The organism is Mesorhizobium sp. M0048 (assembly GCF_040323405.1).
Classification (GTDB): Bacteria; Pseudomonadota; Alphaproteobacteria; order Rhizobiales; family Rhizobiaceae; genus Mesorhizobium.
The window spans coordinates 322225-347335 of the sequence record NZ_JAMYUV010000002.1; the positions used below are offsets into that span (position 1 = coordinate 322225).

Annotated in this window: 32 protein-coding genes; 14 read left to right on the forward strand and 18 right to left on the reverse strand. The window is 62.5% G+C overall.

Going from position 1 to position 25111, the window contains the following annotated elements; all coding sequences use genetic code 11:
* Positions 1 to 10 precede the first annotated feature (10 nt).
* Entirely contained in the window at positions 11 to 724 is a 714-nt protein-coding gene (locus NKJ84_RS03750; protein ID WP_352505385.1) for a GntR family transcriptional regulator, read from the forward strand.
* Positions 725 to 731: 7 nt separating this feature from the next.
* Here NKJ84_RS03750 and NKJ84_RS03755 read toward each other — a convergent pair whose 3' ends face one another.
* The gene (locus tag NKJ84_RS03755; RefSeq protein WP_352505386.1) at positions 732 to 1829 is read right to left on the reverse strand and encodes a lactonase family protein; all 1098 of its coding nucleotides are present in this window, start codon (positions 1827 to 1829) and stop codon (positions 732 to 734) included.
* 189 nt (positions 1830 to 2018) lie between these two features.
* Here NKJ84_RS03755 and NKJ84_RS03760 point away from each other — a divergent pair, with 189 nt between their 5' ends.
* From NKJ84_RS03760 to NKJ84_RS03775, 4 genes are read left to right on the forward strand one after another with little or no spacing between them, the layout of a single operon-like run.
* Positions 2019 to 2570, forward strand: a complete 552-nt coding sequence (locus tag NKJ84_RS03760) for a MaoC family dehydratase (RefSeq protein WP_352505387.1) — start codon at positions 2019 to 2021, stop codon at positions 2568 to 2570.
* A gap of 3 nt (positions 2571 to 2573) precedes the next feature.
* Positions 2574 to 3734: a CaiB/BaiF CoA transferase family protein gene (locus tag NKJ84_RS03765; protein WP_352505388.1), complete on the forward strand. Its 1161-nt coding sequence runs from the start codon at positions 2574 to 2576 to the stop codon at positions 3732 to 3734.
* A 20-nt stretch (positions 3735 to 3754) separates the two neighbouring features.
* Complete coding sequence (locus NKJ84_RS03770; protein ID WP_352505461.1) at positions 3755 to 4855, forward strand: extracellular solute-binding protein; 1101 nt, start codon at positions 3755 to 3757, stop codon at positions 4853 to 4855.
* Positions 4856 to 4863: 8 nt separating this feature from the next.
* Complete coding sequence (locus NKJ84_RS03775; RefSeq protein ID WP_352505389.1) at positions 4864 to 5001, forward strand: hypothetical protein; 138 nt, start codon at positions 4864 to 4866, stop codon at positions 4999 to 5001.
* A gap of 65 nt (positions 5002 to 5066) precedes the next feature.
* Here the strand turns inward: NKJ84_RS03775 and NKJ84_RS03780 are convergent, their stop codons facing one another.
* Both NKJ84_RS03780 and NKJ84_RS03785 read right to left on the reverse strand, forming a co-directional pair.
* Positions 5067 to 5903 (reverse strand): amidohydrolase family protein, encoded by an 837-nt coding sequence (locus tag NKJ84_RS03780; RefSeq protein WP_352505390.1) that lies wholly within the window; start codon positions 5901 to 5903, stop codon positions 5067 to 5069.
* Positions 5904 to 5970: 67 nt separating this feature from the next.
* Complete coding sequence (locus NKJ84_RS03785) at positions 5971 to 6759, reverse strand: IclR family transcriptional regulator (RefSeq protein ID WP_352451570.1); 789 nt, start codon at positions 6757 to 6759, stop codon at positions 5971 to 5973.
* Positions 6760 to 6918: 159 nt separating this feature from the next.
* Here NKJ84_RS03785 and NKJ84_RS03790 point away from each other — a divergent pair, with 159 nt between their 5' ends.
* From NKJ84_RS03790 to NKJ84_RS03825, 8 genes are all read left to right on the forward strand, one after another.
* Entirely contained in the window at positions 6919 to 8238 is a 1320-nt protein-coding gene (locus NKJ84_RS03790; protein WP_352505391.1) for an ABC transporter substrate-binding protein, read from the forward strand.
* 142 nt (positions 8239 to 8380) lie between these two features.
* A complete protein-coding gene (locus NKJ84_RS03795; protein WP_254818773.1) occupies positions 8381 to 9277 on the forward strand; it encodes a carbohydrate ABC transporter permease in 897 nt (298 codons plus the stop codon).
* 2 nt (positions 9278 to 9279) lie between these two features.
* A complete protein-coding gene (locus tag NKJ84_RS03800) occupies positions 9280 to 10146 on the forward strand; it encodes a carbohydrate ABC transporter permease (protein WP_352505392.1) in 867 nt (288 codons plus the stop codon).
* A gap of 1 nt (position 10147) precedes the next feature.
* A complete protein-coding gene (locus NKJ84_RS03805; RefSeq protein ID WP_352505393.1) occupies positions 10148 to 11245 on the forward strand; it encodes an ABC transporter ATP-binding protein in 1098 nt (365 codons plus the stop codon).
* Between the two features lie 4 nt (positions 11246 to 11249).
* Positions 11250 to 12362 carry a mandelate racemase/muconate lactonizing enzyme family protein gene (locus NKJ84_RS03810; protein WP_352505394.1) on the forward strand — a complete coding sequence of 371 codons (1113 nt, stop codon included), beginning with the start codon at positions 11250 to 11252 and terminating at the stop codon, positions 12360 to 12362.
* A gap of 9 nt (positions 12363 to 12371) precedes the next feature.
* Positions 12372 to 12701, forward strand: a complete 330-nt coding sequence (locus tag NKJ84_RS03815; RefSeq protein WP_352505395.1) for an L-rhamnose mutarotase — start codon at positions 12372 to 12374, stop codon at positions 12699 to 12701.
* Positions 12694 to 13770, forward strand: a complete 1077-nt coding sequence (locus tag NKJ84_RS03820) for a Gfo/Idh/MocA family protein (protein WP_352505396.1) — start codon at positions 12694 to 12696, stop codon at positions 13768 to 13770. Before NKJ84_RS03815 ends, NKJ84_RS03820 begins: the two co-directional genes overlap by 8 nt.
* A gap of 1 nt (position 13771) precedes the next feature.
* The gene (locus NKJ84_RS03825) at positions 13772 to 14251 is read left to right on the forward strand and encodes a MaoC/PaaZ C-terminal domain-containing protein (protein WP_352505397.1); all 480 of its coding nucleotides are present in this window, start codon (positions 13772 to 13774) and stop codon (positions 14249 to 14251) included.
* 238 nt (positions 14252 to 14489) lie between these two features.
* On the opposite strand, the gene NKJ84_RS03830 is transcribed toward NKJ84_RS03825, so the two are convergent.
* From NKJ84_RS03830 to NKJ84_RS03870, 9 genes are all read right to left on the reverse strand, one after another.
* Positions 14490 to 15446, reverse strand: a complete 957-nt coding sequence (locus tag NKJ84_RS03830) for a C-terminal binding protein (protein WP_352505398.1) — start codon at positions 15444 to 15446, stop codon at positions 14490 to 14492.
* Between the two features lie 12 nt (positions 15447 to 15458).
* Entirely contained in the window at positions 15459 to 16217 is a 759-nt protein-coding gene (locus NKJ84_RS03835) for an HpcH/HpaI aldolase family protein (protein ID WP_352505399.1), read from the reverse strand.
* Positions 16218 to 16258: 41 nt separating this feature from the next.
* Positions 16259 to 16972, reverse strand: a complete 714-nt coding sequence (locus NKJ84_RS03840) for a hypothetical protein (RefSeq protein ID WP_352505400.1) — start codon at positions 16970 to 16972, stop codon at positions 16259 to 16261.
* Positions 16973 to 16998: 26 nt separating this feature from the next.
* Positions 16999 to 18309 carry a TRAP transporter large permease gene (locus tag NKJ84_RS03845; RefSeq protein WP_254818782.1) on the reverse strand — a complete coding sequence of 437 codons (1311 nt, stop codon included), beginning with the start codon at positions 18307 to 18309 and terminating at the stop codon, positions 16999 to 17001.
* A gap of 3 nt (positions 18310 to 18312) precedes the next feature.
* Entirely contained in the window at positions 18313 to 18825 is a 513-nt protein-coding gene (locus tag NKJ84_RS03850; protein WP_352505402.1) for a TRAP transporter small permease, read from the reverse strand.
* 77 nt (positions 18826 to 18902) lie between these two features.
* A complete protein-coding gene (gene dctP / locus NKJ84_RS03855; RefSeq protein ID WP_352505403.1) occupies positions 18903 to 19880 on the reverse strand; it encodes a TRAP transporter substrate-binding protein DctP in 978 nt (325 codons plus the stop codon).
* Between the two features lie 89 nt (positions 19881 to 19969).
* On the reverse strand, positions 19970 to 20515 hold the full coding sequence (locus tag NKJ84_RS03860; protein ID WP_254818785.1) for a flavin reductase family protein: 546 nt from the start codon (positions 20513 to 20515) through the stop codon (positions 19970 to 19972).
* A complete protein-coding gene (locus NKJ84_RS03865; protein ID WP_352505404.1) occupies positions 20515 to 21612 on the reverse strand; it encodes an LLM class flavin-dependent oxidoreductase in 1098 nt (365 codons plus the stop codon). The genes NKJ84_RS03860 and NKJ84_RS03865 overlap by 1 nt, the downstream gene beginning before the upstream one ends.
* Positions 21609 to 22325, reverse strand: coding sequence for a GntR family transcriptional regulator (locus NKJ84_RS03870; RefSeq protein ID WP_352505405.1), 717 nt, complete (start codon positions 22323 to 22325; stop codon positions 21609 to 21611). The genes NKJ84_RS03865 and NKJ84_RS03870 overlap by 4 nt, the downstream gene beginning before the upstream one ends.
* 441 nt (positions 22326 to 22766) lie before the next feature.
* On the opposite strand from NKJ84_RS03870, the gene NKJ84_RS03875 reads away from it, so the two are divergent.
* Positions 22767 to 23033: a hypothetical protein gene (locus tag NKJ84_RS03875; protein WP_352505406.1), complete on the forward strand. Its 267-nt coding sequence runs from the start codon at positions 22767 to 22769 to the stop codon at positions 23031 to 23033.
* 41 nt (positions 23034 to 23074) lie between these two features.
* Here NKJ84_RS03875 and NKJ84_RS03880 read toward each other — a convergent pair whose 3' ends face one another.
* The 6 genes from NKJ84_RS03880 to NKJ84_RS03905 form a co-directional block, all read right to left on the reverse strand.
* Entirely contained in the window at positions 23075 to 23293 is a 219-nt protein-coding gene (locus tag NKJ84_RS03880; protein WP_352505408.1) for a hypothetical protein, read from the reverse strand.
* Positions 23294 to 23296: 3 nt separating this feature from the next.
* Entirely contained in the window at positions 23297 to 23482 is a 186-nt protein-coding gene (locus NKJ84_RS03885) for a hypothetical protein (protein ID WP_254818788.1), read from the reverse strand.
* Positions 23483 to 23619: 137 nt separating this feature from the next.
* Entirely contained in the window at positions 23620 to 23778 is a 159-nt protein-coding gene (locus NKJ84_RS03890; RefSeq protein ID WP_352505409.1) for a hypothetical protein, read from the reverse strand.
* Between the two features lie 146 nt (positions 23779 to 23924).
* The gene (locus NKJ84_RS03895; RefSeq protein WP_352505410.1) at positions 23925 to 24362 is read right to left on the reverse strand and encodes a GFA family protein; all 438 of its coding nucleotides are present in this window, start codon (positions 24360 to 24362) and stop codon (positions 23925 to 23927) included.
* 27 nt (positions 24363 to 24389) lie between these two features.
* Positions 24390 to 24608 (reverse strand): hypothetical protein, encoded by a 219-nt coding sequence (locus tag NKJ84_RS03900; protein WP_254818791.1) that lies wholly within the window; start codon positions 24606 to 24608, stop codon positions 24390 to 24392.
* Between the two features lie 151 nt (positions 24609 to 24759).
* A complete protein-coding gene (locus NKJ84_RS03905) occupies positions 24760 to 25101 on the reverse strand; it encodes a response regulator (RefSeq protein WP_352505411.1) in 342 nt (113 codons plus the stop codon).
* Between the last annotated feature and the right edge of the window lie 10 nt (positions 25102 to 25111).

A 25111-nucleotide genomic window follows, 5' to 3' on the forward strand; every position in this document is an offset into this window, starting at 1 on the left:
GACCACTGCCATGAACATTGCCAACCAGACTATCCCTGCTATCGAGGCCGCCAACGAGGATCGCGCGCAGGCGATCCGCGACCAGTTGCGCGACGCGATCGTCGATCGCCGGCTGGCGCCGGGAACCAAGCTTTCCGAGGGCGAAGTCGGCACGCTGTTCGATGTCAGCCGCACCGTGGCGCGCGCCGCACTGCAGATGCTCTCCTTCGAGGGATTGGTGCGCACCGAGCGCAATCGCGGCGCCTTCGTCGCCAATCCGTCGCCGGAGGAAGCGCGGCAAGTTTTTGCTTCGCGCCGGCTCATCGAACCCGGCATCGCGATTGCCGCCGTCGGGCGGATGACGCCGGCGCATGTCGCCGCGTTCAAGGCCCAGCTCGACGAAGAAGGCCGTTTCATCGCCGAACGCGGACCGAATGCAAGGCGATCGGAGATCAAGGCGTCGGGGGATTTTCACCTGCTTCTGGCGTCGGTCGCGGGAAACGTCATCCTGCAGCGCTTCATGGAGGAATTGGTCGCTCGTTCATCGCTGGTGATCGCACTCTATGGCCGCTCGGGTATCTCGAGCTGCGGCCACAACGAACACACGCAGATCCTCGAAGCGCTGGAAAATGGCAATGCCGAACGCGGCAGCGCCCTGATGCTGCACCACATCGACCATATCGAGGCCGACCTCGATTTGCGCGTCAGGAGCGGCCCGGCACTCAGGCAGGCGCTCGAGTTCTGAGGTCACTTCAACGCACGATCCTCACGCACATCGGCGTGCCGATGTCGATGGATCGGCCGGTATCGGTCAGCCGGCCGGTTGCGGCATCACGGGCGAAAATCGAGATGCGGTCGGCATTCTGGTTGGCCGAGAACAGATGGCCGCCCGAAGGCGTCAGGGCCAGGTTGCGCGGCGTGGCGCCCCCGCAAGGCGTATAGCCCACAAGGGCAAGTCTGCCGGCTTGCTGGTCGACCGAAAACACGGCGATGCTATTATGGCCGCGGTTGGAGCCATAGAGGAAGCGGCCGTCGGGCGAGATCTGGATGTCGGCGCAGTGATTGCCGTCGCGCGCCTCGGGCGGCACCGCCGGCTTACTGTCGATCACCGCAAGCTTGCCTGATCCGTCTTCCAGCGCCAGCGAGACGACCGTCGAATCCAGCTCGTTCATGACGAACACGAAGCGGCCGCCCGGATGCAGCGCGAGATGGCGCGGACCAGCCCCCGGCGCAAGCGCCGATTCGGCGAGCTTCGTCAGACTGCCGTCTGAGCCGATGCGATAGGACACCAGCTGGTCGATGCCGAGGTCGGCGACGATCGCAATGCCGCCGGCAACCGTCTCGGTTACGCTATGGGCGTGCGGCCGCTCCTGGCGTGCGGGGTCTGGTCCGGTCCCGCTATGGGCGACGCTCGACAACGGTGCGGTCAGGCCGCCATCCTCGCGCAGCCCCAAGACCACGACCGAGCGATCGGGGCCGCCCTCGCCCATGCCGTAATTGGCGACCAGCAGCTTGGTCCCGTCGCGCGTGATGGTGTTATGCGCCGTGATGCTGCCCAGCGTCGGCTGCTTGTTGATGTAGGACAGCGTGGCGGTCTGCCTGTCGAAACGGTAGGCCGAGACAACCCCTTCGCGCCAGGTGAACACTTCGGAATTGGCGTAGACGTGGGAGCCGTCCGGCGTCACCGACAGGAAGGTCGGATTGTCGATGTCTGCCGTCTCGGCCAGTTTCTTTGTCTCCAGCGTCCCCTCGTCGAAACTGTAGACGCCCAGCCCGACGCCGCGCGCGCCCTGAAAATATGGGGCGTCGCGATTGAGGCTGCCGACGAAAACCAGACAGGCATTCTGCATCACTTCCTCCCATGTTCCGCCGGCATTGGCCGCGACGGAGCCGCCAAAATTTCACCGAGACTCGCTTGCATCACAACCCCATATGTGAAAATACTATTCACAAAAGAAGATTGACGGGAGGATCGATCATGCATTTCGCTGGTCTGCGGCGCGCCCTGATGGACGATTCCCGCTCCAGAGGAAGTCGTCATGAGCGGTTTCGCGCCAACCGTGGGCGTGGCATCGACACACCCCGCCAACATGCCTAGGGATCACGCCGACCTTCCCGTCTGGAACGCGGAGAACTGGTTCTACGAAGACTGGCCGGTCGGCCAGAAGATCCGCTCGCTGCGCAGGACCATTGCCGAGGGCGACAGCCATCTTTTCAACGCGCTGGTGCTCGATATCCATCCTTACGTGCAGGACCAGATGTTCGCCGAAACAGAAGGCATCTTCGGCAAGCGCCTGGTCGCCGGCGCCTTCGTGTTCTCGGCCGGGCTCGGCCTCGTTGCCACCAATTGCATCAACGCTTTTTCCTATGGCTACGACAAATTGCGCTTCATCAAGCCGGTGTTCATCGGCGACACGATCTATTCGATCCGCTCCAACCTCGACAAGAAGCCAAAATACAAGGAAATGGGGCTGATCCGCGCCAGCTATGAAGTCTTCAAAGGTGAAGGCGAGCTTGTGCTTTATTGCGAGCACCTGCAGACGGTGAAGTACCGCAATCCGGCCGATTTCGCCGGCAAGACGGAGAAATAGGCAATGGCTGCCATTGCCGAACTGCCGCTGACCGGGCTCATCGTTGTCGATATGAGCCAGTTCTTGTCCGGCCCCTACTGCTCGCTGCGACTGCTCGACCTCGGCGCTCGCGTCATCAAGATCGAACGGCCGGATGGCGGCGACCTGTCGCGCCGACTCTATCTCAGCGACACCGAGATCGGCGGCGATTCCACTATTTTCCACGCGATCAACCGTGCCAAGGAAAGCTTTGCCATCGACCTCAAGGACGAGGCCGATCTTGCGGCACTGCGCGGCCTGCTGGCCAGGGCCGACGTGCTGATCCAGAATTTTCGGCCCGGCGTCATCGAACGACTGGGCTTCGATTATGAGGCGGTGCGCAAGATCAATCCGCGGCTGGTCTATGCCTCGATCAGCGGCTATGGCGAGGAAGGCCCATGGGTCAAGCGGCCCGGGCAGGATCTGCTGGCGCAAGCCCGCTCCGGCGTCATGTGGCTGAACGGCGACGAGGACCAGGGGCCGGTGCCCTTCGGCCTGGCGATCGCCGACATGCTGGCGGGTTCGGCCGCCGCGCAAGGCATCCTCGCCGCACTGGTGCGGCGCGGTGTGACCGGCAAGGGCAGCCATGTCGAGACCAGCCTGCTCGAAGCGCTGGTCGACTTCCAGTTCGAGGTGCTGACCACGCATCTCAATGATGGGCGCCGGCTGCCGCGGCGGTCGAGCTTCCGCAGCGCACACGCCTATCTGTCGGCGCCCTACGGCGTCTATCCGGCCAAGGACGGCTATCTGGCGATCGCCATGACGCCGATCTCGAAACTCGCCGATCTCCTCGGCCTCGAGGAACTTGCGCCCTACCGCGATCAGCCGTCGACCTGGTTCACTGCCCGCGACGAGATCAAGGCGATCATCGCACAAAAAATCGCGACGAAAACGGTCGACGAGTGGCTTGCCATCCTCGAACCTGCCGACATCTGGTGCGCCAAGGTTTTGACCTGGCCGGAAATGATGGCCAGCGAAGGCTTCCAGGTTCTCGACATGTTGCAGACGGTGACGCGCGAGGATGACGTTTCGATCCTTACCACGCGCTCGCCGCTCAGGGTCGACGGCATCCGCGCCAAGGTCGAGCGGGCCGCGCCACGCATCGGCGAGCACAGCGCAAAAATCCGCGCGGAATTCGGGCTTTGAGCGACGTCACGCTCAAAGGCATGACCTGGAGCCATCCGCGCGGCTATGACCCGATGGTCGCCTGTTCGGCGCTGTGGAAGGAACGGACCGGCGTCGCTATCGAATGGGACAAGCGCTCGCTGCAGGATTTCGAGACCTTTCCGGTCGAGGAACTGGCCCACGCCTATGATCTGATCGTCATCGACCATCCGCATGTCGGCCGGATCACCGCCGAGAACTGCCTGACGCCGCTCGATGTTGCCGGCCGGGAAGCCGAACGTGCAGCACTTGCGGCGGGCAGCGTCGGCCGGTCCTATGCCAGCTACAACTGGCAGGGCCGGCAGTGGGCGTTTCCGATCGACGCGGCCAGCCAGGTGCAGGCATGGCGCCCCGACATGCTCTCGGCTGCGCCGGCGAGCTGGGCCGATGCGCTCGATCTGGCGCGGCAGGGCCGCGTGTTGTTGCCGCTCAGGCCGCCGCATTCGCTGATGGTGTTCTACACGCTCGCCGGCAATCTCGGCCGGCCCGCCGGTGAAGGCCCGGGCGACCATGTGGATCCTGCAATCGGCAAGCAGGTTTTCGAGATGATGCGCGAGATCGCGGCGCTCGTCGACCCGGCCTGTCTTGGCATGGACCCGATCGCGGTTCTTGAGCAAATGGCCGGATCGGGATCGCGGATCGCCTGTGCGCCGCTGATCTATGGCTATGTCTCCTACGCCATCGCCGGATTCCGGCCCAGCCGCGTTGTTTTCGCCGATATCCCTGCTGCGGGCAATGTCGGTCCCAAAGGCTCGGCGCTTGGCGGGACCGGCATCGCCGTGTCGGCCTTTTCGAAGGCCAGGCGGGCGGCCATCGACTTCGCTTACTGGATCGCCAGCGGTGACGTGCAGCGCGGCCCTTACGCCTCGGCCGGCGGCCAGCCCGGCCATGCGGCAGCCTGGGCGGACGCCGCCGTCAATGCCGCCAGCGGCAATTTCTACAAGGACACCCGAGCCACGCTCGAAGGTGCCTGGGTCAGGCCGCGGCACGACGGCTACATGGCCTTCCAGCAGGCGGCGTCAGATCGCATCAATCTTGGCCTGAGCGAAAGGCACAATGCGGCTCGCGTCGTTGCCGATCTCAATCGCCTGTTTCGGGCGTGATCGCTGGATTGCCGACCGAACTGAAGGCGCAATATGACGGCGCGCCGCAGAAGGTGCTGCCGTCGGCCTGGGCGGCACTTGGCCTGGTCGTCGTGCTCCTGGTTTCGCTCTACGGTCGCGAGCGGCACATGTCGGCGACCATCTGAGGCCGTCTATTCGTTTTAGCCGCATTTGTGCGACGCCAAGTGATTCCACTTGGCTGCAAAATGCTCTACAAACTCCACAGCCGCTTGGCGTTGCCGGACAGCAGCTTTTGCCGTTCATCGTCGCTGGTGCCGGCAAGCAGCGCGTGCGTCGCCGCAATCCAGGTCGCAAGCCCGCCGCCGAGCGTGCAGACCGGCCAGTCGCTTCCCCAGACGACGCGATCCCAGCCGAAGCATTGGATGGTGTGCTCGACATAGGAACGCAGCGTTTCGACAGTCCAGGATCCAGCATCCGCATAGGCGACCACACCGGAAATTTTGCCGGCGACGTTCGGGCGCCGCGCGATCTCCGCCATGTGCTCGCGCCAGGGGTGCTCGGCACCGCCCTTGATGTCGGGCACGCCGCAATGGTCGAGCACGAACTGCACATCCGGCGCGAGGTCGGCGAGTACGATCGCCTTGGGGATCTGGTGCGGCAGGACGACGAGGTCGAAGGTCAGGCCGCTGCCGGCAAGCCGCTTGATGTTTTCACGAAACAGCGCGCCTTCCGACAGTTCATCCGGCATGACGTGCAGCACACGCCGAAAGCCCTTGACGAAAGAATCTTCACGCTGGCGCTCGAGATAGCCGGCAAAGCCCGGCTCTTCCGGACGGCAGGAGGCGATTGCACCGCGTAGCAGGCTGCCCTTCTGCTGCGACAGCGTTTTCACATGGCTGGTCTCGGCCTCGATGTCGGCAGGATCGACATCGACCTCCATGTGCAATGCGCCCTCGATGCCGGCGCGGCGGGCCTGGACTGCATATTCGTCGTAGGAGAAATCGCGGTTGAGCGCCGGCACACCGGCCAGCCAGGGATAGCGCAGCGCGGACTGGTCGATCAGGTGCAGATGAGTGTCGAAGATCATGGTGGCGCGCTCCTCCTTGGCGACTTCGCGATCATCTCACGGAGAAATTCTTCATTCAAATAAGAATTCATCGCGATTGCTTGACGGTCGATCCCGCCAGCTGCGACAGCTTTTCGGTCGCTGCCAGCAGCAGCTCAATCGTCCTCGTAATGTCGGGCGCCTTGGGTGCGTTGACCAGGGTTATGTAGGGGATCGACAGCGCGGCGATCGCCCTGCCGTCCGAGCCAAGAACCGGTGTCGACAGGTTGAAGACACCGGCGGTCTGCATCGATGCCATCATCTCGTAGCCGCGTTCCCGGATCTGGTCGAGGCGGGCAAAGAACTCCGGCGATTGCGGCGGCTTGTCGGTGCTGCGCAGATGTTCTGAGATCATCATCTGCCGCTCTTCCGGCGGGCGGAACGCCAGCAGCACATGGCCGGAGCCGGTGTCGAACAGGCTGATATGCGAGCCGACGCGGATCGAGATGCCCCAGTAATCCGGCGCCTCCTGCTGTGCGATCACCACCGCAGAACCGCGATCGAAGACGACCAGCTGATTTGCCTGCTGTGTGGTCTCGGCCAGCTCGCGCATCAGCGGCGTCGCATAGGAAACCAGCCGGCGCACCGGCGCGTGCAGCTGCGCCAGACCAAACAGCTTGAGCGTCAGCGAGTAACGGTCACCATCCGGCCGCGTGACATAGCCGCGCCGCACCAGCCGGTCCAGCATGCGATAGAATTCGTTCGGGCTGCGGTCGAGCTTCTTGGCGATTTCCGCCTGCGTCAGGCCGCCATCGACCCCGGCCAGCAGCTCGAGGATGTCGAGCCCCTTGTCCAGCGCCGGGGCTCGATAGCGGTCGTCTTCCTCGTCCTCTGCCATTCCGCCTCTCCAGTGAATTGCATTTTTCATATACGCATAACGGTATTGCTTCCGAAAGAACTTTCGGCTTGACGATCCTATGAATGTTTTGTTTGTATATGAATGAAGCTGCCGATCGACCTCACTACGCGATCGATGCAGGCTCTTGGGAGGATACCAATGACGAAACTGTTCTGCGGCCTGTCAGCCGGCGTAACGCTGCTCGCACTTGGTGCGAGTGCTGCCCTTGCTGCCGACCTGCCCGGCAAATTCGACGGCGTCACTATCGACGCCAAGCTGATCGGCGGCCAGCAATATGAAGGGCTCTACGCGCGCATCGGCGAATGGGAAAAACTGACCGGCGCCAAGGTCAACGTGATCTCGAAGAAAAACCACTTCGAGCTCGACAAGGAAATCAAGTCGGACATCGCCTCCGGCAGCATCAACTGGTGCGTTGGGTCGAACCACTCGTCCTTCGCGCCGCAGTATCCTGATATCTACACCGACCTCAACAAGCTGCTGCCGAAGGAGGAGATCGACGCCTTCGTGCCGTCGACGATCAAGGCCTCGACGCTCGACGGCAAGCTGGTGATGCTGCCGCGCGCGCAGTTCGACGTGTCGGCGCTCTATTACCAGAAGAGCCTCTACCAGGACGAAGCCAAGAAGGCCGCCTACAAGGCCAAGTACGGCAAGGAGCTGACACCGCCCGACACCTGGGACGAGGTCGCCCAGCAGGCGGAATTCTTCGCCAGCCCGCCCGATTTCTACGGCACCCAGTTCGCCGGCAAGGAAGAGGCGATCAACGGCCGGTTTTACGAGATGCTCATCGCCGACGGCGGCGAATACCTCGACAAGGATGGCAAGCCGGCCTTCAACTCGGAAGCCGGCGTGCACGCACTCGACTGGTTCGTCAATCTCTACAAGGCCAAGGCGGTGCCGGCCGGCACCACCAACTATCTGTGGGACGATCTCGGCCAGGGCTTTGCCTCAGGCACCGTCGCCATCAACCTCGACTGGCCAGGCTGGGCAGGCTTCTTCAACGATCCGAAGTCGTCGAAGGTCGCCGGCAATGTCGGGGTGAAGGTGGCGCCGAAGGGATCGGCCGGCATTCGCACCGGCTGGTCGGGGCACCACGGATTTTCGGTCACCGAAAACTGCGCCAGCAAGGAGGCTGCGGCGTCGCTGGTCTGGTTCCTGACCAATGAGGACAGCCAGAAGCTCGAGGCGGCAAGCGGCCCACTGCCGACCCGCACGGCGGTGTGGGACTGGGACATCCAGCAGGCGGCAAGCGATCCCTACAAGAAGGAAGTGCTGGCGGCTTTCCAGGAAGAGGCAAAGCACGCTTTTGCCGTGCCGCAGACAGCTGAATGGATCGAAATCTCCAACGCCGTCTATCCCGAATTGCAGGCCGCCATCCTTGGCGACAAGACCTCCAAGCAGGCGCTGGACGACGCTGCCGCCAAGGCCACCCAGATCCTCGAGGACGCAGGCAAGCTTTGATCATTCAACCAAGGGGGGCGCCGCGCTCATTGAAGGGCGGCGCCCCGAACTTTTTTCGAACCATGCGCAACACGCTGTGTCTTGATCCCAGCTCGCCAATGGCGGCCTTCGGTGTCCGGGCACCAACCAGAACCGGATCGCCATGAAAGGCTGGAGACCTTCGCCGCCATTGTTGCTCCTGCTGCCGGCGGTGATCGTGCTTGCGGCGGTGGTGGTGGTGCCGCTGCTGCTGTCGCTCTATTCCAGCTTCACGCCGTTCCGGCTGACCAGGCCGGAGACGTTCTGGGTCTTCATCGGCGCGCGCAACTACGTCGCCATCCTGACCAGCCGCGCTTTCTGGGTTGCCTTTGCCCGCACCGTGGTCCTGCTGACGGTGGCGCTCAACCTGGAAATGGTGATCGGGCTCGGGCTGGCGCTGCTGGTGGAAAAGGCATCGCGCGGCCAGCGGGTTCTGCGCACCATCATGATGTTTCCGATGATGTTTTCGCCGATCCTGGTCGGATTCCAGTTCAAATTCATGTTCAACGACAATATCGGCCTGGTGAACAACGCCCTGCAGGGGCTCGGCCTGACCGACCGCGCCATCCCGTGGCTGATCGACGGCAATCTCGCCTTCATCGCCATCCTGACCGCCGAGATCTGGTCGTCGACCTCGGTGTTCGCGATCCTGATCCTTGCCGGGCTGCTGGCGATGCCGCGCGAACCGGTCGAGGCGGCGCGCGTCGACGGCTGCACGCCGTGGCAGACATTCCGCTATGTCACCTGGCCGTTCATCATGCCGTTTGCCTTCATCGCCATGACCATCCGCTCGCTCGACGTCGCGCGCGCCTATGACATCGTCAAGATCATGACCGACGGCGGTCCTGCCGGCCGCACCGAACTGGTCTGGACGCTCGTCGCCCGCACTGCCTATGGCGATGCCCGGATGGGAATGGCCAATGCCATGGCCTATTTCTCCATCCTGCTGTCCATCCTGTTCACCGTCTATTTCTACCGCAAGCTCGCCGCGGCGCGCACACAGATCGCGGCGGAGTGGTGAGGATGGACCAGGACAGCCTGCATCGCGTCGGCAACAAAGCGCTCGGCATCGTTCACGGCATCGGACTGTTCCTGGCCATGCTGGTCATCTGCCTGCCCGGCATCTGGATCGTGCTGTCGTCGCTGCGGCCGACCGTCGAGATCATGGCCAAGCCGCCGGTGTGGATCCCGCAGCAACTCTCGCTCGATGCCTACATAGCCATGTTCAGCGGCGTCGGCCAGGGCGGCATTCCGGTGCTCGACTACTTCCGCAATTCGCTGATCATCTCGGTGACCTCGACGGTGATCGCCATCGTTATCGGCATGGCCGGCGGCTATGCCTTTGCGCGCTACCGCTTTCGCGCCAAATCGGCGATGTTCCTTGGCCTGATGCTGACGCGCACGGTGCCTGGCATTGCGCTGTCGCTGCCGCTGTTCTTCGTCTTTGCGCGGCTCGGCATCATCGATACGCATTTCGGGCTGATCCTGGTCTATGTCGCGCTCAACGTGCCCTTCACCGTCTGGCTGATCGACGGCTTTTTCCGCCAGGTGCCGAAAGACCTTGCCGAGGCGGCGCAGATCGACGGCTGCACGCGCTGGCAGGCCTTCTGGCAGGTCGAGTTTCCGTTGGCCGGGCCTGGCATCGCCTCGGCCGGCATCTTTGCCTTCCTCACCTCCTGGAACGAGTTCGCGCTCGCCTCGCAGCTGACACGCTCGATCAACTCCAAGACCCTGCCGGTCGGCCTGCTCGACTATACGGCCGAATTCACCATCGACTGGCGCGGCATGTGCGCGCTGGCCGTGGTTATGATCATACCGGCGCTCACGCTTACCTTCATCGTCCAGAAACATCTCGTCGGCGGCCTCACTTCCGGCGCGGTGAAAGGCTGACATGGCAACTGTATCGCTCAAGAAACTCACCAAGAGCTATGGTCCGGTGGCGGTCGTGCACGGCATCGACCTCGAGGTCGCCGACCGCGAGTTCATCGCGCTGGTCGGGCCGTCCGGCTGCGGCAAGTCGACAACCCTGCGCATGATCGCCGGCCTCGAGGCGATCAGCGACGGGATCATCGAGATCGGCGGCCGCATGGTCAACGACCTGCCGCCGCGCTCGCGCAACATCTCGATGGTGTTCCAGTCCTACGCGCTCTATCCGCATATGACGGTGCGCGAAAACCTCGGCTTCTCGCTGAAGATAGCCGGCGCCGCGAAAGAAGAAATGGACCGTCGCGTAGCCGAAGCGTCCGGCATTCTCGGCCTCGACCAGTTGCTCGACCGCCGGCCGTCGCAGTTGTCGGGCGGACAGCGCCAGCGCGTCGCCATGGGTCGCGCCATCGTGCGCGATCCCGACGTCTTCCTGTTCGACGAGCCGCTTTCCAATCTCGACGCCAAGCTTCGGACGCAGATGCGCACCGAGATCAAGAAACTGCATGCCAAGGTCCGGTCGACGGTGATCTACGTCACCCATGACCAGGTCGAAGCGATGACATTGGCCGACCGCATCGTCATCATGCGTGACGGGTTCATCGAGCAGGTCGGCACACCCGACGAGGTCTTCCGCCGGCCGCAGACGCGCTTCGTGGCCGGCTTCATCGGCTCGCCGCCGATGAATTTGCACGAGGCGGTTGTCGACGACGGACAGCTGCTGTTCGCCAGCGGCGAGAGACTGCCTCTGCCCAGCCAGTTCAAGGCAAATGTCGGAACCGGCGACAAGGTCGTATTCGGCCTCAGGCCCGACGACATTTATCCGACGGGACACGGCATCAGCTCCGGCGAAGAGGTCGACGTCCACCAGGTGGAACTGCCGGTGACCGTCACCGAACCGCTTGGCAACGAGACGCTGGTGTTTGCCGAATTCAACGGCAGCGACTGGGTATCCCGCATGCTCAATCCAAAGCCGCTCAGGGCCGGCGACAGGGTCAAGATGAGCCTGGACCTGTCGCAGGCCCATCTGTTTTCTGCCGAAACGGGCAAGACATTGCGAGGTTAAAATCATGGCAAAGATCGAGAAAGTCGAACTGCGCATGGTCGACTTGGTGCCGAAGGTCAAGCGCACCGATGCCATCCAGAGTTTTGTCAGCCAGGAAACACCGATCGTCACCATCACCGACGCCGACGGCGCGGTCGGCACCGGCTACAGCTACACGATCGGCACCGGCGGCTCGTCGGTGATGCGGCTCCTGGCCGACCACCTTGCACCGCGGCTGATCGGCCGCGACGCCGACATGATCGAGGCGGTCTGGCACGAGCTGGAGTTCGCCACCCACGCCACGACGATCGGCGCGATCACGGCAATCGCGCTGGCGGCCATCGACACTGCCCTTTGGGATCTGTGGGCGAGGAAGCAAAACCTGCCGCTGTGGAAGCTTGCTGGCGGCGCCAAGGACCGCTGCCCGCTCTACACCACCGAAGGCGGCTGGCTGCATATCGAAACCGAGGCACTGGTCGAGGATGCGCTGGCCGCCAAGGCCAAGGGGTTTCGCGGCTCGAAGGTCAAGATCGGCAAGCCGCACGGTTCCGAGGATCTTGCCCGGCTGACGGCGGTGCGCCGGGCGGTTGGAGACTCCTACGAGATCATGACCGACTGCAACCAGGGCTTTTCTGTCGACGAGGCGATCCGCCGGGCCGAGCGCTTGCGTGAACTCGACCTCGCCTGGATCGAGGAACCGCTGCCGGCCGACGACATTGACGGCCATGTGCGGCTGTCGAGTGCCACATCGACGCCGATCGCCATCGGCGAGTCGCTCTATTCGATCCGGCATTTCCGCGAATATATGCAAAAGGGCGCGTGTTCGATCGTGCAGGTCGATGTCGGTCGCATCGGCGGCATCACGCCGTGGCTGAAGGTGGCGCATGCAGCCGAGGCGTTCGACATACCGGTCTGCCCGCATTTCCTGATGGAACTGCATGTCAGCCTGACATGCGCCGTTCAGAACGGCAGATATGTCGAGTATATTCCCCAGCTCGACGAGCTGACCGGCAAGAAAATGCGTATCGAGGACGGGCACGCGCTGGCGCCGGACGAGCCCGGCATCGGCATCGACTGGGATTGGGATGCGATCAAGTCGAAGAGCATCGCGGAATTCACCATGGCGATAGTGAAATAGGAGGCGGACATGCAGCGAATGGGAATGGTGCTCGGTCTCAAGCCGGAGAAAGTCGCCGAGTATGTGCGGCTTCACGCTGCCGTCTGGCCGGACGTCCTCAAGATGATTTCCGCCTGCAACATCAAGAATTATTCGATCTATCTGAGGGAGCCGGAGCACCTTTTGTTCAGCACCTTCGAGTACCACGGCACCGACTATGCCTCCGACATGGCGAAGATGGCTGCTGATCCCACGACGCAGGAATGGTGGGCGCTGTGCATGCCATGCCAGGAGCCACTGCCGACCCGCAAGGAGGGCGAGTGGTGGGCGTCGATGGACGAAGTCTTCCATTATGACTGATGACATTTTCGATCCTGCCTCGCTTTCCCAGGCCTGGGCACAACCGTCAAAGCCCAGGCCGATCGTGATTTTCGGCGCCGGCTCGATCGTCGGCGATGCGCATTTCCCGGCCTATGGGAAAGCCGGTTTCCCGGTTGTCGGGCTTTTCGACCCCGACCTGGCCAAGGCGGAAAAACTGGCGCAGAAATGGGGCGTCACCGCTTACCGGTCGCTCGAGGAAGCTGCGTCAATCAAGGACGCCGTCTTCGACCTGGCGACACCGCCGGCTAATCACGCCGGCGTGCTCAGGGCGCTGCCCGATGGTGCGGTGGCGCTGATCCAGAAGCCGATGGGCAGCGACCTCACCGAGGCGACCGAGATCCTCGAAATCTGCCGCTCCAAAAACCTCAGGGCCGCTGTGAATTTCCAACTCCGTTTTGCGCCGATGATGCTGGCGCTGAAGGATGCGATCGCCAAGGGCTGGCTGGGCGAAGTGGTCGATTTCGACGCATGGCTGGCGCTGGCGACACCCTGGCAGCTCTGGGAATTCCTGTTGCAGGCGCCGCGCGTCGAGATCGCCATGCATTCGATCCATTATCTCGACCTGATCCGGCAATTGCTCGGCGATCCCAAGGGGGTTCACGCCAAGACACTCGGCCACCCCGGCCATAAGGTTGCGCAAACGCGCACCAGCGCGATCCTCGACTATGGCGACACCGTGCGCTGTGCACTGTCGATCAACCACGATCACAAATTCGGCCGAAAACACCAGGCCTGCGAATTCCGCATCTGCGGCACCGAGGGCGCCGCTTACCTCAAATTAGGCGTCAACCTCGACTATCCGCGCGGCGAGCCGGACATTCTCGAAATCTACCCCAAAGGCGGCAGGGACTGGATTGCGGTTCCACTCGTCGGCTCATGGTTTCCGGACGCCTTTGCCGGCCGCATGGCCAATGTCCAGCGCTACGCGTCGGGCGAGGACGCCGAGCTTGTCAGTTCCGTCGAGGACGGCTGGAGCACCATGGCGCTGGTCGAAGCCGCCTATCAATCGAGCGCGGCGCCGGCAACACCGATAGCGGCGAGGCCCTGACATGGAGCAGACGATCTACTTCGAGGACTACCAGATCGGGTCGTCGCGCATGACCAGCGGGCGCACCATCACCGAGACCGATTTCGTCGTCCATGCCGGCCATACCGGCGATTTCTTTCCCCACCACATGGACGCCGAGTTCATGAAGACGACGCCGTTTGGCCAGCGCATCGCCCACGGCACGCTGGTCTTTTCGGTCGGCGTCGGGCTGACGGCAAGCGTCGTCAATCCGGTTGCCTTCTCCTATGGCTACGACAGGCTGCGCTTCATCAAGCCGGTGTTCATCGGCGATACGATCCGGACCCGCACCACCATCTCGGCCAGGGAAGACGACCCGAAGCGACCCGATTCAGGCCGGGTCGTCGAGCGCTGCGAGGTGATCAACCAGCATGGCGACGTGGTGTTGGTCGCCGACCACATCTACATCGTCGAGCGTCGCGACAAGCCGAGCAGAGCCTCGACGGATGGCGCTGAAACCTAAAGGCAAAAAACCCGCCTTGCGGCGGGTCCTCGGTGCGAATCAGCACCATGCACAAATTAATAGCATAGCTGCCGGCACAAAGCAAGAACAAAATGTGGCGCTGTCGGCAAAAAATGCGAATTCACTCTTCACCCGTTCCCGTCTTTATCCGCTTGCCGAGGTCGCGCTCAAGGGGCGCCTGCCCCGGACCGTTAAGGTGGAATCGACAGGCAGCGGATGGTGTCCACATCGGGAATGGTCATATCCGGTTGACCGGATATACCGGCTTGCCGCCGCGCAGGACCGACGCGACATCGGCAAACACCTTGTTGCGAACCTCTGCGTAGGACTGGGTCGAGTAGTGCGCCGCGTGTGGACTGACCAGGACGGTGTCCAGCGCCAGCAGCGGATTGTCGGGCGAAGGCGGCTCCCGCTCGAAAGTGTCGATGCCGGCGCCAGCCAGATGGCGACGCCGGATCAGATCCGCCAAGGCGACCTCGTCGACGAGGCCGCCGCGGGACACGTTGATGAGTATCGCCCCTTCCTTCATCCGCGACAGGGCTTGCGCCGACATGATGTTTCTGGTCTCCGGTGTCGCGGGAACGTGCAGCGAGACGACGTCGGCGCTGGCAAGCAACTCGTCGAAGCCGACCGGTTCAGCACCACCGGCCGTGATGCGCTCGGCCGGCATGTACGGGTCGTAGGCGATGATGTGGTAGCCGAAGACCCGCGCCCGTTCGGCAGTCAGGCGCCCGATCTGGCCGAAGCCGATCAGGCCGATGATCTGCCTGTCGGGCCGTGTGATGCCGGCGCCATCGGTCATTGCAGCCCAGCGGCCGGCGCGCACCGCGCTGTCGAACTGCTTCAGCCTGCGCGTCAAGGCCAGGATCAGGGCCATGGCGTGGGTGCTGACTTCCACCAGATTGGCGTCCGGCACGTAGGTTACCTGAACACCGGCACGGCTGGCGGCCTCTACGTCGATCGAGTCGAGCCCTACGCCGAACCGTCCGATGACCTTGAGCCTCTTCAGTTCCGCCAAAACGCGAGCCGTGATCGGCTCGCGCAATACCATCAATGCGTCGGCGTCGCGGCAGTGTTCGATCAGGGCGTCTTCCGTGAGCAGCGTCTTTTCGACAAACTCGGCGCCCAAGCCGTCGAGGTAGCGCAACTGCTCTTCCTCGACTGACAACACGCCGTCGGTCTTGATGATCTTCATGCCAAACTCTTGCTATGAGGCACTGCGCGCCGACGCGACACCGGCGGCAAGGCCGGCGCCGAGAAACATCGTGTCGCTGGCCAGCACGTGGAAGCTGATGCCGTGCCGCGACCATTTGCCGACATCATCCGCCGAAGGGCGAAAGATGCCGACGGCCTTGCGGGCCGTGCGCGCCGCGGCCGCGATCCTCATAATCGCGGCATTGAGCTTGTCCTGGCCGGACGGCCCCATGGCGTCGATCGAGACCGACAGGTCGCCGGGGCCAATGAAGACCACGTCGACGCCGTCGACCTGGACGATGTCGTCGATGTTGGCGAGGCCTTCCGCCGTCTCGACCTGGATGGCGACCGCCAGGACCTCGTTGGCCGATTTGAGGTAGTCCGGAATGCTGTAGCCATAACCGGCGGCGCGGCCTGGGCCGACACCGCGTGCGCCGACCGGCGGGTAACGGCAGGCCATGACCGCCATGCGGGCTTGCTCGGCCGTGGAGACACGCGGCACCAGGACGCCCGACGCGCCGGCGTCGAGCGCGGCCGCGATCCACTCCGGCGCGTGGCCGGGAACGCGCACCATCGCGGGAACCTTGTGGACATCGGCGGCGCGGATCAGATCCTCGAGCCGTTCGCGGCCGATCTGCGAATGCTCCCAGTCGATGCACAGGAAATCGACCCCGCTCGCGGCCGCCACTTCGACCGCCACAGGGTGCGGGATGGCGCAGAAGGTGCCGATGAGGCGATCGAGAGAGATACATTTCTTGCGAAAGTCGTACATGAAATCTCCAGAAATTTTCGGCGTCGGCAAAACCTGTTTGCCTATGTGGCCCTTGACGAAGGATGCACGGCTTCCGTCGACATCGGAAAATGCCGGCTGCCGCCTGAAAACGGCGGAAAAGTCTTGTAGTCGGCGCGCATCTCCAGCCGCGCCGGCGATTGCAGCGCGTGCGTCAATGCAGCGGGACTGTCGAACATGACACGATTGCGCTGCATATGGTCGATCCGCGGCCAGGGCAGCGAACCGCACCAATCCAGTCGCGACAGAACCTCGATGTGGCGGATGGCGGGGAAGCCCCGCATCAATTGCGGATGATGCGTCACATAGTGGTGGAGCCAGACATTCATGTCTTCGGCCGGCCCGGGATAGTGGACAAGATAGCTGCAGGGCAGCCCGGACGTCTTGACGCCAGCGTCATCGACGGGAAACGGACGCACGCACATTGCCTGTTGCGTCGGCCTCGAACCGGCGATGCTCGACAGCATGCCGGGTGCGGCAAGTGCCTGCAGATGGCCGGACGGCGCCAGCGCCGCCTCCATGTCCGCCAAGTCGTCGAAATAGAGCTGGAAGCCAAAGACCGGCGGTGGACCATCGTTGTTGAACATGTCCGTCGCCACTTCGGGCAGGTAGATGTTGGCAAGCGCAAGGCCCGGGGTCGACGCAATCACGCGCCGCACAGCGTCAACGTCTTCACCGGCGATGGCCAAATTTGCCTCGCGGTCGTCATGGAAGAAGGCAAGATAGGCAAAGCGCATGTGGAGACCCTCTGGATCGAGTTCGGCTAGATCAAATTCGGAAGAAAGAGAGCGATCTGCGGAAAGAGGACAATCAGCAGGATCAGCAGAAGCGTCAGCGCGATGTAAGGCGCCGCTGACATGGCAACCGTTTTGAGCGATGTGCCTTTCGGCGCGACACCGATCATGATGAACAGCAGCAGGCCAAACGGCGGCGTGGTGAAGCCGACCTCGTAGGCGAGCAGCAGGATCAGCCCGAACCATACGGGCTCGTAGCCGAATTGCTGGGCGATCGGCAGGAAGATCGGCAGCGTGATCAGCATCATCGAGACCTGATCCATGAACATGCCGAGCAGCAGGATGACGAGCACCATCATGAGCAGCATGGGATACGGTCCAAGATCGTAGCCGACGATGAACTGGATAAAGCCGTTGGAGGCGCCGGAGAAGGCGAATATCTGCGAGAACGTCGTCGAAGCCGAGATGATCAGGAAGGTCATGCCGGTGACCTTCATCGCATCGTCCAGCGACTTCCAGACAACCGACCAGCTGAACCGTCGGTAGACAAACAACAAGGCGAAAACCGCGGCACAGCCGAGTCCCGCCGATTCCGTCGGCGTCGCTATCCCAAGGATGATCGTGCCGACCACCATGAACACGATGACGCTCATCGGAATGATGTTGACGGCGACCGCCCTCACCTTCTCGGCCGCGGGAACGGCGGGCACCGGATAGTGCGGAGCGGCGTCCGGGTCGATCTTCGTCTGGGCGAAGATCAGCGCTGCGTACATGACAACGAGCAGCAGCCCGGGCAGAGCCCCCGCTATGAGCAGCGCGCCGACGTCGATCTGGGCAAGCGAGCCGAGCAAGACGGCCAGCGAGGATGGCGGGATGATGACGGCAAGGCTTCCGGCGCCAAGCACCGGGCCGTAGGCCATATGCGGCTTGTAGCCCCGCTTCAGCATCTCGGGCACCATCAGCGAGCCCATCATGCCGGTATTGGCGAGGCTCGAGCCCGACAGCGCGGAAAAGATCGTGCCGGCGGCGAGGACGACATAGGCGAGGCGACCGCGCAGATTGCCGATGCACAGGTCGAGCGCGTAGATGACCTTCTCGCCGAGGCCGGAGCGGAAGAACAGGCTGCCCATGACAAGAAACATCGGCAGCGGGGCAAGCGCATAGGTCGAGACAGCGTCGGAGAAGTTGGCGACCATCTGCGTCACGCCGATCGAACCGCCGAAGAACAGATACAGCCCGATCACATTGGTGACGAAGAACGCGAAGGCGACCGGCAGCCCCAGCCCCATCAATACCAGGATGGTGCCAACGAGCACGGCGAATGGAAACAGCCAGGCCACCGGTCAGAGCCCTTCCATTTCCAGAGGATCCAGCGTGTACAGCGTGTCACGGCCGAGAAAATATCTTAGCCATTCCAGCGCCGAGAGGTAGAAGGCGAGCATGATGGGCAGAAAGACCAGCCATTTCGGCATGTCGAAGCTGCGCGTTTCATATTCGCCGCCCGCCACGGCACTTGTCAGGGACGACAGAGCGACGCTGCCGAGGTAGAGGCTGACGGCAATGCAGGCGAGGTAGACCAGCTTTTCAAGCACCGCCCGTGCCCGCACCGGCAGCGCCTTGCGCAGGAACTCGACGAAGACATGGCCCTTGCTGTGGACCAGCCAGGGCATCGGCAGAAATGCCGCGTAAAGCAAGCCGTATTCCGTCGCCGATACTGCCCAGGCGAGCGGCCTCAGGCCCAGATTGCGGACGCACACATCAGCAACCACCGCGACAATGATGAGGCCAAGCACCACTTTTGCCACCGCCGCCAACGCAAGGCTCAGCTTCCCAATCGCTGCAAACAATCTGTCCATGCCCGACGACCCTGATGTCCACCTTTGCCCCTTGGCCCAGCTTTGATGGAGGGCGCACAAGGCACCCTCGGCTCGGGCTACTGAAAGAATTTCTTCAACTGATCGATGTTGGTGGGATCGCGTTTGGCCATTCTCGCCCAGCTCGCCTGCGTGGCAGCCGCCAGGAATTTGTCGCGGCCGGCGCCGGTCAAGCTGACAACCTTCTGCCCGCCGTCGATCATCGCCTGTGCCTGTTTTTCGGATTCGGCAAGGTTGGCGTCATAGCTCGCGCGCTCGTATTCGACGGCCGTGTCGGCAAGCAGCTTCTGCGCCTCGGGCGACAGCGTGTCCCATCTGGCCTTGTTGATCGAGATCAGCACGTCGGTTTTGAAGAATTGCGGATCGACACGGTATTTGGTGAATTTGTCCCAGCCGAAGGATGCATAGCCAAATACGGTATAGGCGTTGGCATTGACGACGCCGCGCTCGAGCGAGGTATAGACATCCCCCGGCGCCTGCACGATCACTGTCGCGCCCAGGGATTCGAGGAAATCGCGATAGAGCGGCGACGAGCGGATCTTCAAACTGCCCCAGTCGATGCTGCCTTCGCTGTTGAGCTTGGGTTCGTCGACGGTGAAGACGTTGAAGCCCGAGCCCGCGTCGACATGCGCCAGCAGATGGGCATTGGCCTTCTTCTCGAAAATTGCGCTGATGAAGTCCCAGCCGCCATTGTCGCGAACCTCCCAGGGCGTCTTCGTCGATGCGGAGAAAACCTCGCCTTCGGCCACGAGTTCGAGGAACTGCCCTGCCGGTGTGTCGATCACATCGATCAGGCCGCTCCTGAGCGCCGCGCCCTGCTGGATCGGTGGAATGACCTCCGGCCCGCCACGCACGTTGATCTGGACCAAGCCCTTGCCCTTTTCGTTCACCTTCTGAACGAACTTCAGGAAGCTCTGGGCGTAGCCGTTCTGCGTCGGCGTAAAATGCACGGCGTTAAGGACGACCTCTTCGGCCATGGCGATACCCGCCACACCCGACATGAGTGCAGCCAGAACAAGGGATTTCCAAATGCGCATTGCCGTATTCCCTCTGATAGATTCACTTCGCCGGAGCCCATCATCGGGCCGATCTGAAATTGCACGCTTCGCCGCCACACGAACGGCGGTTAGTTGACATCATCTCCTACTGTCAGGAACCGCCCATGCGCGTAGAAGACCGGCGATCGGTGAGCGCGATCCAGCGCAACGCCCGAGACGATGCCGATGACGATCATGTGCGACGCCCGCACAATGATTTCGGCCACCCGGCATTCGAACATTGCCCTCGCGCCGACAAGCAAGGGCGCGCCGGTTTCGCCGCGCACCCATGATCCGGACGAGAACCGCGCGGCGCCCTTGGCTTTGGTCATGCCGCCAAACGCACGCACAACGTTCTCCTGGTCGCCGGCGGGAAGATTGACCGAAAAAGGCAAACCTTCGCGAATGGCCGAGGCAAAGGTGCTGCCGCGGTTGACACAGGCAAGCAGCGAAGGCGGCTCGGCACTGAACGAGCAGAGAGCGGTCGCCGTGATGCCGCAAAAGCCGATCTCGTCATGCTCCGACGCGAGGATGGCGACGGAGCCCGCCACGGCTCGCATAGCCTGCTTGAACGCGCGCGGATCGATGGCGTTGTGCCCATCCACCCATAGCGTCGGAATGGCGGCGGCCGGCATCAATTTACTCGAAGCCCGGCCTGGCGCATCAGCGGCAGCACGCGGTCGCAGAAGAAGGGCAGTTCGTAGGTGTAGTTGACGAATGTGAGGGCGGCGCCGGAATAACCCTGTTCCATGATCTCGGTGAGGTCGTCGACGATCTTTTCCGGCGTGCCGATGAGCGGGAAGGTCCCGGCACCGCCGGCGAACCTCTGCCGATATTCGGTGAAGGCCTTCGCGTCATGCGAGTTCGCGAATTCCTTCTTCTTGCGCATATGCTCGTCGACGGCACCCTCGTCCGCGCATTCCAGCGCGTAGTGCCGGTAGTAGTCCTCGGCTTCCTGCTGGGTCTCCCGGCAGACGACGTGACAGACCGTATAGACGCCGACTTCGCGCCCGACTTCGGCCGCGCGGTTCGTAATGTCGACCACATGCGCACGGCCGTCGGCAATTTCGGAAAAAGTCGAAAACAGATAGTCACAGTGGCGCGCCGCGTAGTTGCGCCCCGGCGCGCCGAAGGCGGCGTTCATGGTCACCGGTCGTGGCACTTGCAAGCTTGGCGGCCGGCTAACGACACTCTTCAGATCATAGAACTCGCCGCTGAAGTCGAACGGCTCCCTCGATTGATAGGCACGCACGATGATGTTGATCCATTCCTCGGCCTGATCGTAGGTCCGCTCGCCGACCGTCTGCCCGAACATGGCGAACTCGTCCGGGTTCCAGCCGCAGACGATGTTCAAGCCGGCACGCCCGTTGGAGATGTGGTCGACCGTCGCAAGCGCTTTGGCAGCCTGCAGCGGATGAACCAGCGGCACATGCACCGTCATGAACAGGCCGATGTTTTCCGTGGCGACAGCAAGACCCGCCGCCCAGGTGAACGTCTCAAACGACCATTCCCGCACATGCGTCAAACCGCCGAAGCCGCGCCAGCGGGCGATCGGCAGCAGAAACTCGAGGCCGGCGCGGTCGGCGATGCAGGCGGAATTGAGGTTGTCTTCCCAGCGGGCACGCCAGCGCTCGGGAACGGTGGTCATTGCCAGGCCGCCATCGGCGTTCATGGAGAAGACGCCGAGCTTGAACCTGTTCGGCCCTTTCAGCGGGTGCTGCTTCCTGGTCATGGTTTCCCCCGCTGCGACATGCTCTCACCTTCACCTGTGGAATTTTGAGACGGAGGGCTCAGCTTCATGAAACGCTCCTCGGCGTTCTGAATGAAATGGGTCATGCGGTCGTAAGCGGCGACGGCGTCGCGCTTGACGAATGCCTCATAGATTGCGCGCATGCCGGCCACGACGACGGCCTGCGTCGGCTGGTGCGACAGCGTCCTTAAACGGACGACGAGGACATGGTCGGCGAACCTTGCAATGGTTTGTGAAAGGCGCTGGTTCTCGACAGCGCCGAGCCAACAATTCCTGAATGCCGAATTGGCCTGGAAGAAGCGGTCGGCATCGCCGCCGGCAGCCGCAGCCTCCGCCTCCCGAAGCGCGGCCGCAAGCGTCTTGAGGCCAGCGGCGTCGAGTGTCCGCGCAGCGTGTGCGGCGGCCCGCGGCTCGAGCAAGCGGCGGACCTCGAAGATGTCGGCGACATCCGTTGCGGTAAGCGTGGGCAGCGTGAAGCCGCGTGTGGTGCCGACGAGATAGCCCTCATGCACCAACTGCATCAAGGCGTCGCGGACAGGCATTCTGGAAATGCCGAGCTGGGCGGCAATGTCCACATCTACGAGCTTCTGGCCAGGCGCCAATTCGCCATGCTGTATGGTCAGACGGATTTGTTGATAGACCTGGGCACGCAGATTGCCATCGCCAACCCGTTTGAGCTCTATCGTTTCCGTCATCCACGCCTTTCCATGCGAAGATTTCGTATATCGTTTGAGGCTGGTGTTCTCGCAGTATCCGTTGAAATGAAGCTACATATCGAGAGAATTCGACCTGCAGGCCACGTTCCAATGTGAAGTGGAGCACAGGCTGGATCGCCTGGCAAGATGTTTTAAGTTTATAATGTATACTGTTTAGGTTCGTTGTCCGGAGGGCAGAGGGTCACGCCATCCGTGCGGTCGCGCCGCGCGACGCGGGGAGAGCCAACGATCCGCGCGGTTCGGTAAAAACGTACAGACGTTTTCGCGTGACACATCGAGGCTGGCGGATTTAACTAAAATACTTGCGATCTGCGCGCGCCGGCACGCCCACCCGATCCCCTCGCCGGTGCGCATTACTGGATCGCCCGCCGTATCGAAAGGTGCGGCGGGCTTTTCGTTTCGTTTGGCGGGGAGGCGCTTATGCGAGACTTGCCCAGGGATATCGACGCAGACGTCGTGATCGAAATCAGCAAGCTGCTCGACGACCGGGCGAAGTCCGTGCCGGTGCCGGTGCACAAGCTGGCGGCGATGATCCGGCTGGGCGTGGAGACGCGTCTGACCAATCACTCCATCGAAGAGCTGATCGTGGAGATGGCCGCGACGCGAGGGCTTCCGATGCTGTTTGATTTGCCGGCGGCAAATGTCGACAATGTCGTGCCGTTCGCCTCGGCGCGCCGTCCCCGCTGAAATTTCGTTCGAGCCACCGATCTTCGCGTCGCCACCCGATTTCACTTGCCCTGATGCGCAGGCCGGGTGTCGCTTTTCTTTTCGGGGTCGTGGGTATGGTGGCTGTCGCGTTCGCCGCCGCCCCCGGAGACCTTGCTGTGGCTGCGCCGGTCGGAATCGGCCGGCGGCTTTTCGACGCTCAGCGGCTTCTTGGCGTTTTCGTGCGCCGCGCCGGGACCACCCTGGCGGATGCTGGCAGGAGTCTTCTTCGACGTGGACATGACCTAGCGATCCTGGACGTTGCCTTGATGGGTGGTGTTGACCTTCGTATTGCCTTGCTGGCCCTGCTTGTCGGGATCCGGCACGGTCGATTGGCCGTGCGGTGCTTGGTCGGCGGCTACCGGTTTTTTGTCACCGGCTCCTTTTGGGCTCAGATTCTCCGGTGGAACAGGGGGAGGTTTTGTGCTCATGGCGTTTCTCCTTCCGCCACCCAAACAAGCGGGTCGGGAGAAAAGTTCCAGATGGCCCGGTCCGAACGGCAATTGCTGCGAATAGCCGGGCCAGCAGGCCGTGGCTTGGGCCGGCGGAAGGCCTGCGCAATCCAGGATTATTTCTTGATGATGGTTCCGTTGTTCAGATCGAAGGCCTGGGCACCGAAAGCCTGTTTATAGAAATCCTCCTGCAGCTCGCCCCATTCGCCGAGATAGGCGCCGCAATTGCTGCAATAGATCGGCGTCGAATCCTTCGGGTCGTCAGGAATATCCATCAGGATCGTCCCGCACGCCTTGCAATCGAGCTTGTCATCCAAACGGCGGCTCATCGGCCGATAATTGCGCGTTTTCGGCCCCGCGCCAACTGTCGTTTTCGTACGCAGCCCCGATGGCACGTCTTCCAACTTGCAAGGACCCCAGGCTAGCGTTCCGCCGGATTTCCGAAGGTCGGATCTCGCCGCCTCGAATACGTCCCCACCCGCGGCAGCTCGTCTGGAAAGTCGACCCAGGGCAACCTCATGTCCCAGTATGCATGGGCCTGTGGCGGAAACCGTTCGGGGTGATCGAGAAAGCCGATTGCCAGATAGAGTTCGTCGGGCAACCCTTGGTCGACATAGCCGATCGATGTCCCGCAATCCGCGCAGAAGGACCGGAGCACGCCGGAGGTTTTCGAAAAGGTCCTCGGCGTGCCGGTGAGCAACGTGAATTCGGAAGGCCGATAACCGACCCACACCGTCAGAGGGCTTCCTATCGCCTTGCGACAGTCGTCATCGTGATCGGAGCAAATCCAGAAAGGCTCGCCGCGCATCTCCGCCGTTATGGCGCCGCAAAAACAGGAGCCCGTTTCAGTTCGTGGCATTGGTTAACTTCATTGCTGGACCGGCCTTCATTGCTGGCCTGGCATTTCGGTATTTTCCTTGGGGTTCTTCTTGATGCCGGCGGCAGGCGAGGTATCGGCCGGAGCATTGCCACCCTGGTTCTGTTCAGGGGCTCTTTTGAGCGGCGAGGTTTGCCAGCCCATATCGCCGTACAAAAAGCCTATGAGAAAGCCGACGATGATGATGGCCGAAATCACCATCGCAATTAACGCGTTACGTCGCTCCATTTCGCGCGGCTCCTTTCTTCGAGCCGAACAAACGATGGCGGAAATGGTTCCGGAAGGCCTCGACCGGAATCGGCGGCGGCAGGCTGGCACCTCGCTGCCCCACCGACAAGCCGCTGGATTGAAAAGGCGGGCCCGCTGGAACGACAGGAATTCAGCCGGCGCGCGCGAGTTCATCTACGGCATTCAAAATCGCACTTTGGCTCGCCGGCTTCTGCACGATCCTGCAAGCGCGGAACCCGGCTGGAATTTCGCGTTCGCCGTACCCGGAGAGGAAGGCGAACGGAACACCGCGCGTTTGCAACGCTTCCGCGATCGGATAGCTGGTTTCGTCGTTCAACTGGATATCCAACAACGCCGCGTCGATGCCGCCTTCGCCAACGAGCCGAAGTGCTGCCGTTACCGACGAAACCGGTCCAACCACCTGATGGCCGGCTTTGCGCAGGTAAGCCGCCGCGTCGTCGGCGATCAGCCATTCATCCTCGACGATCAGCACACGCACCTTT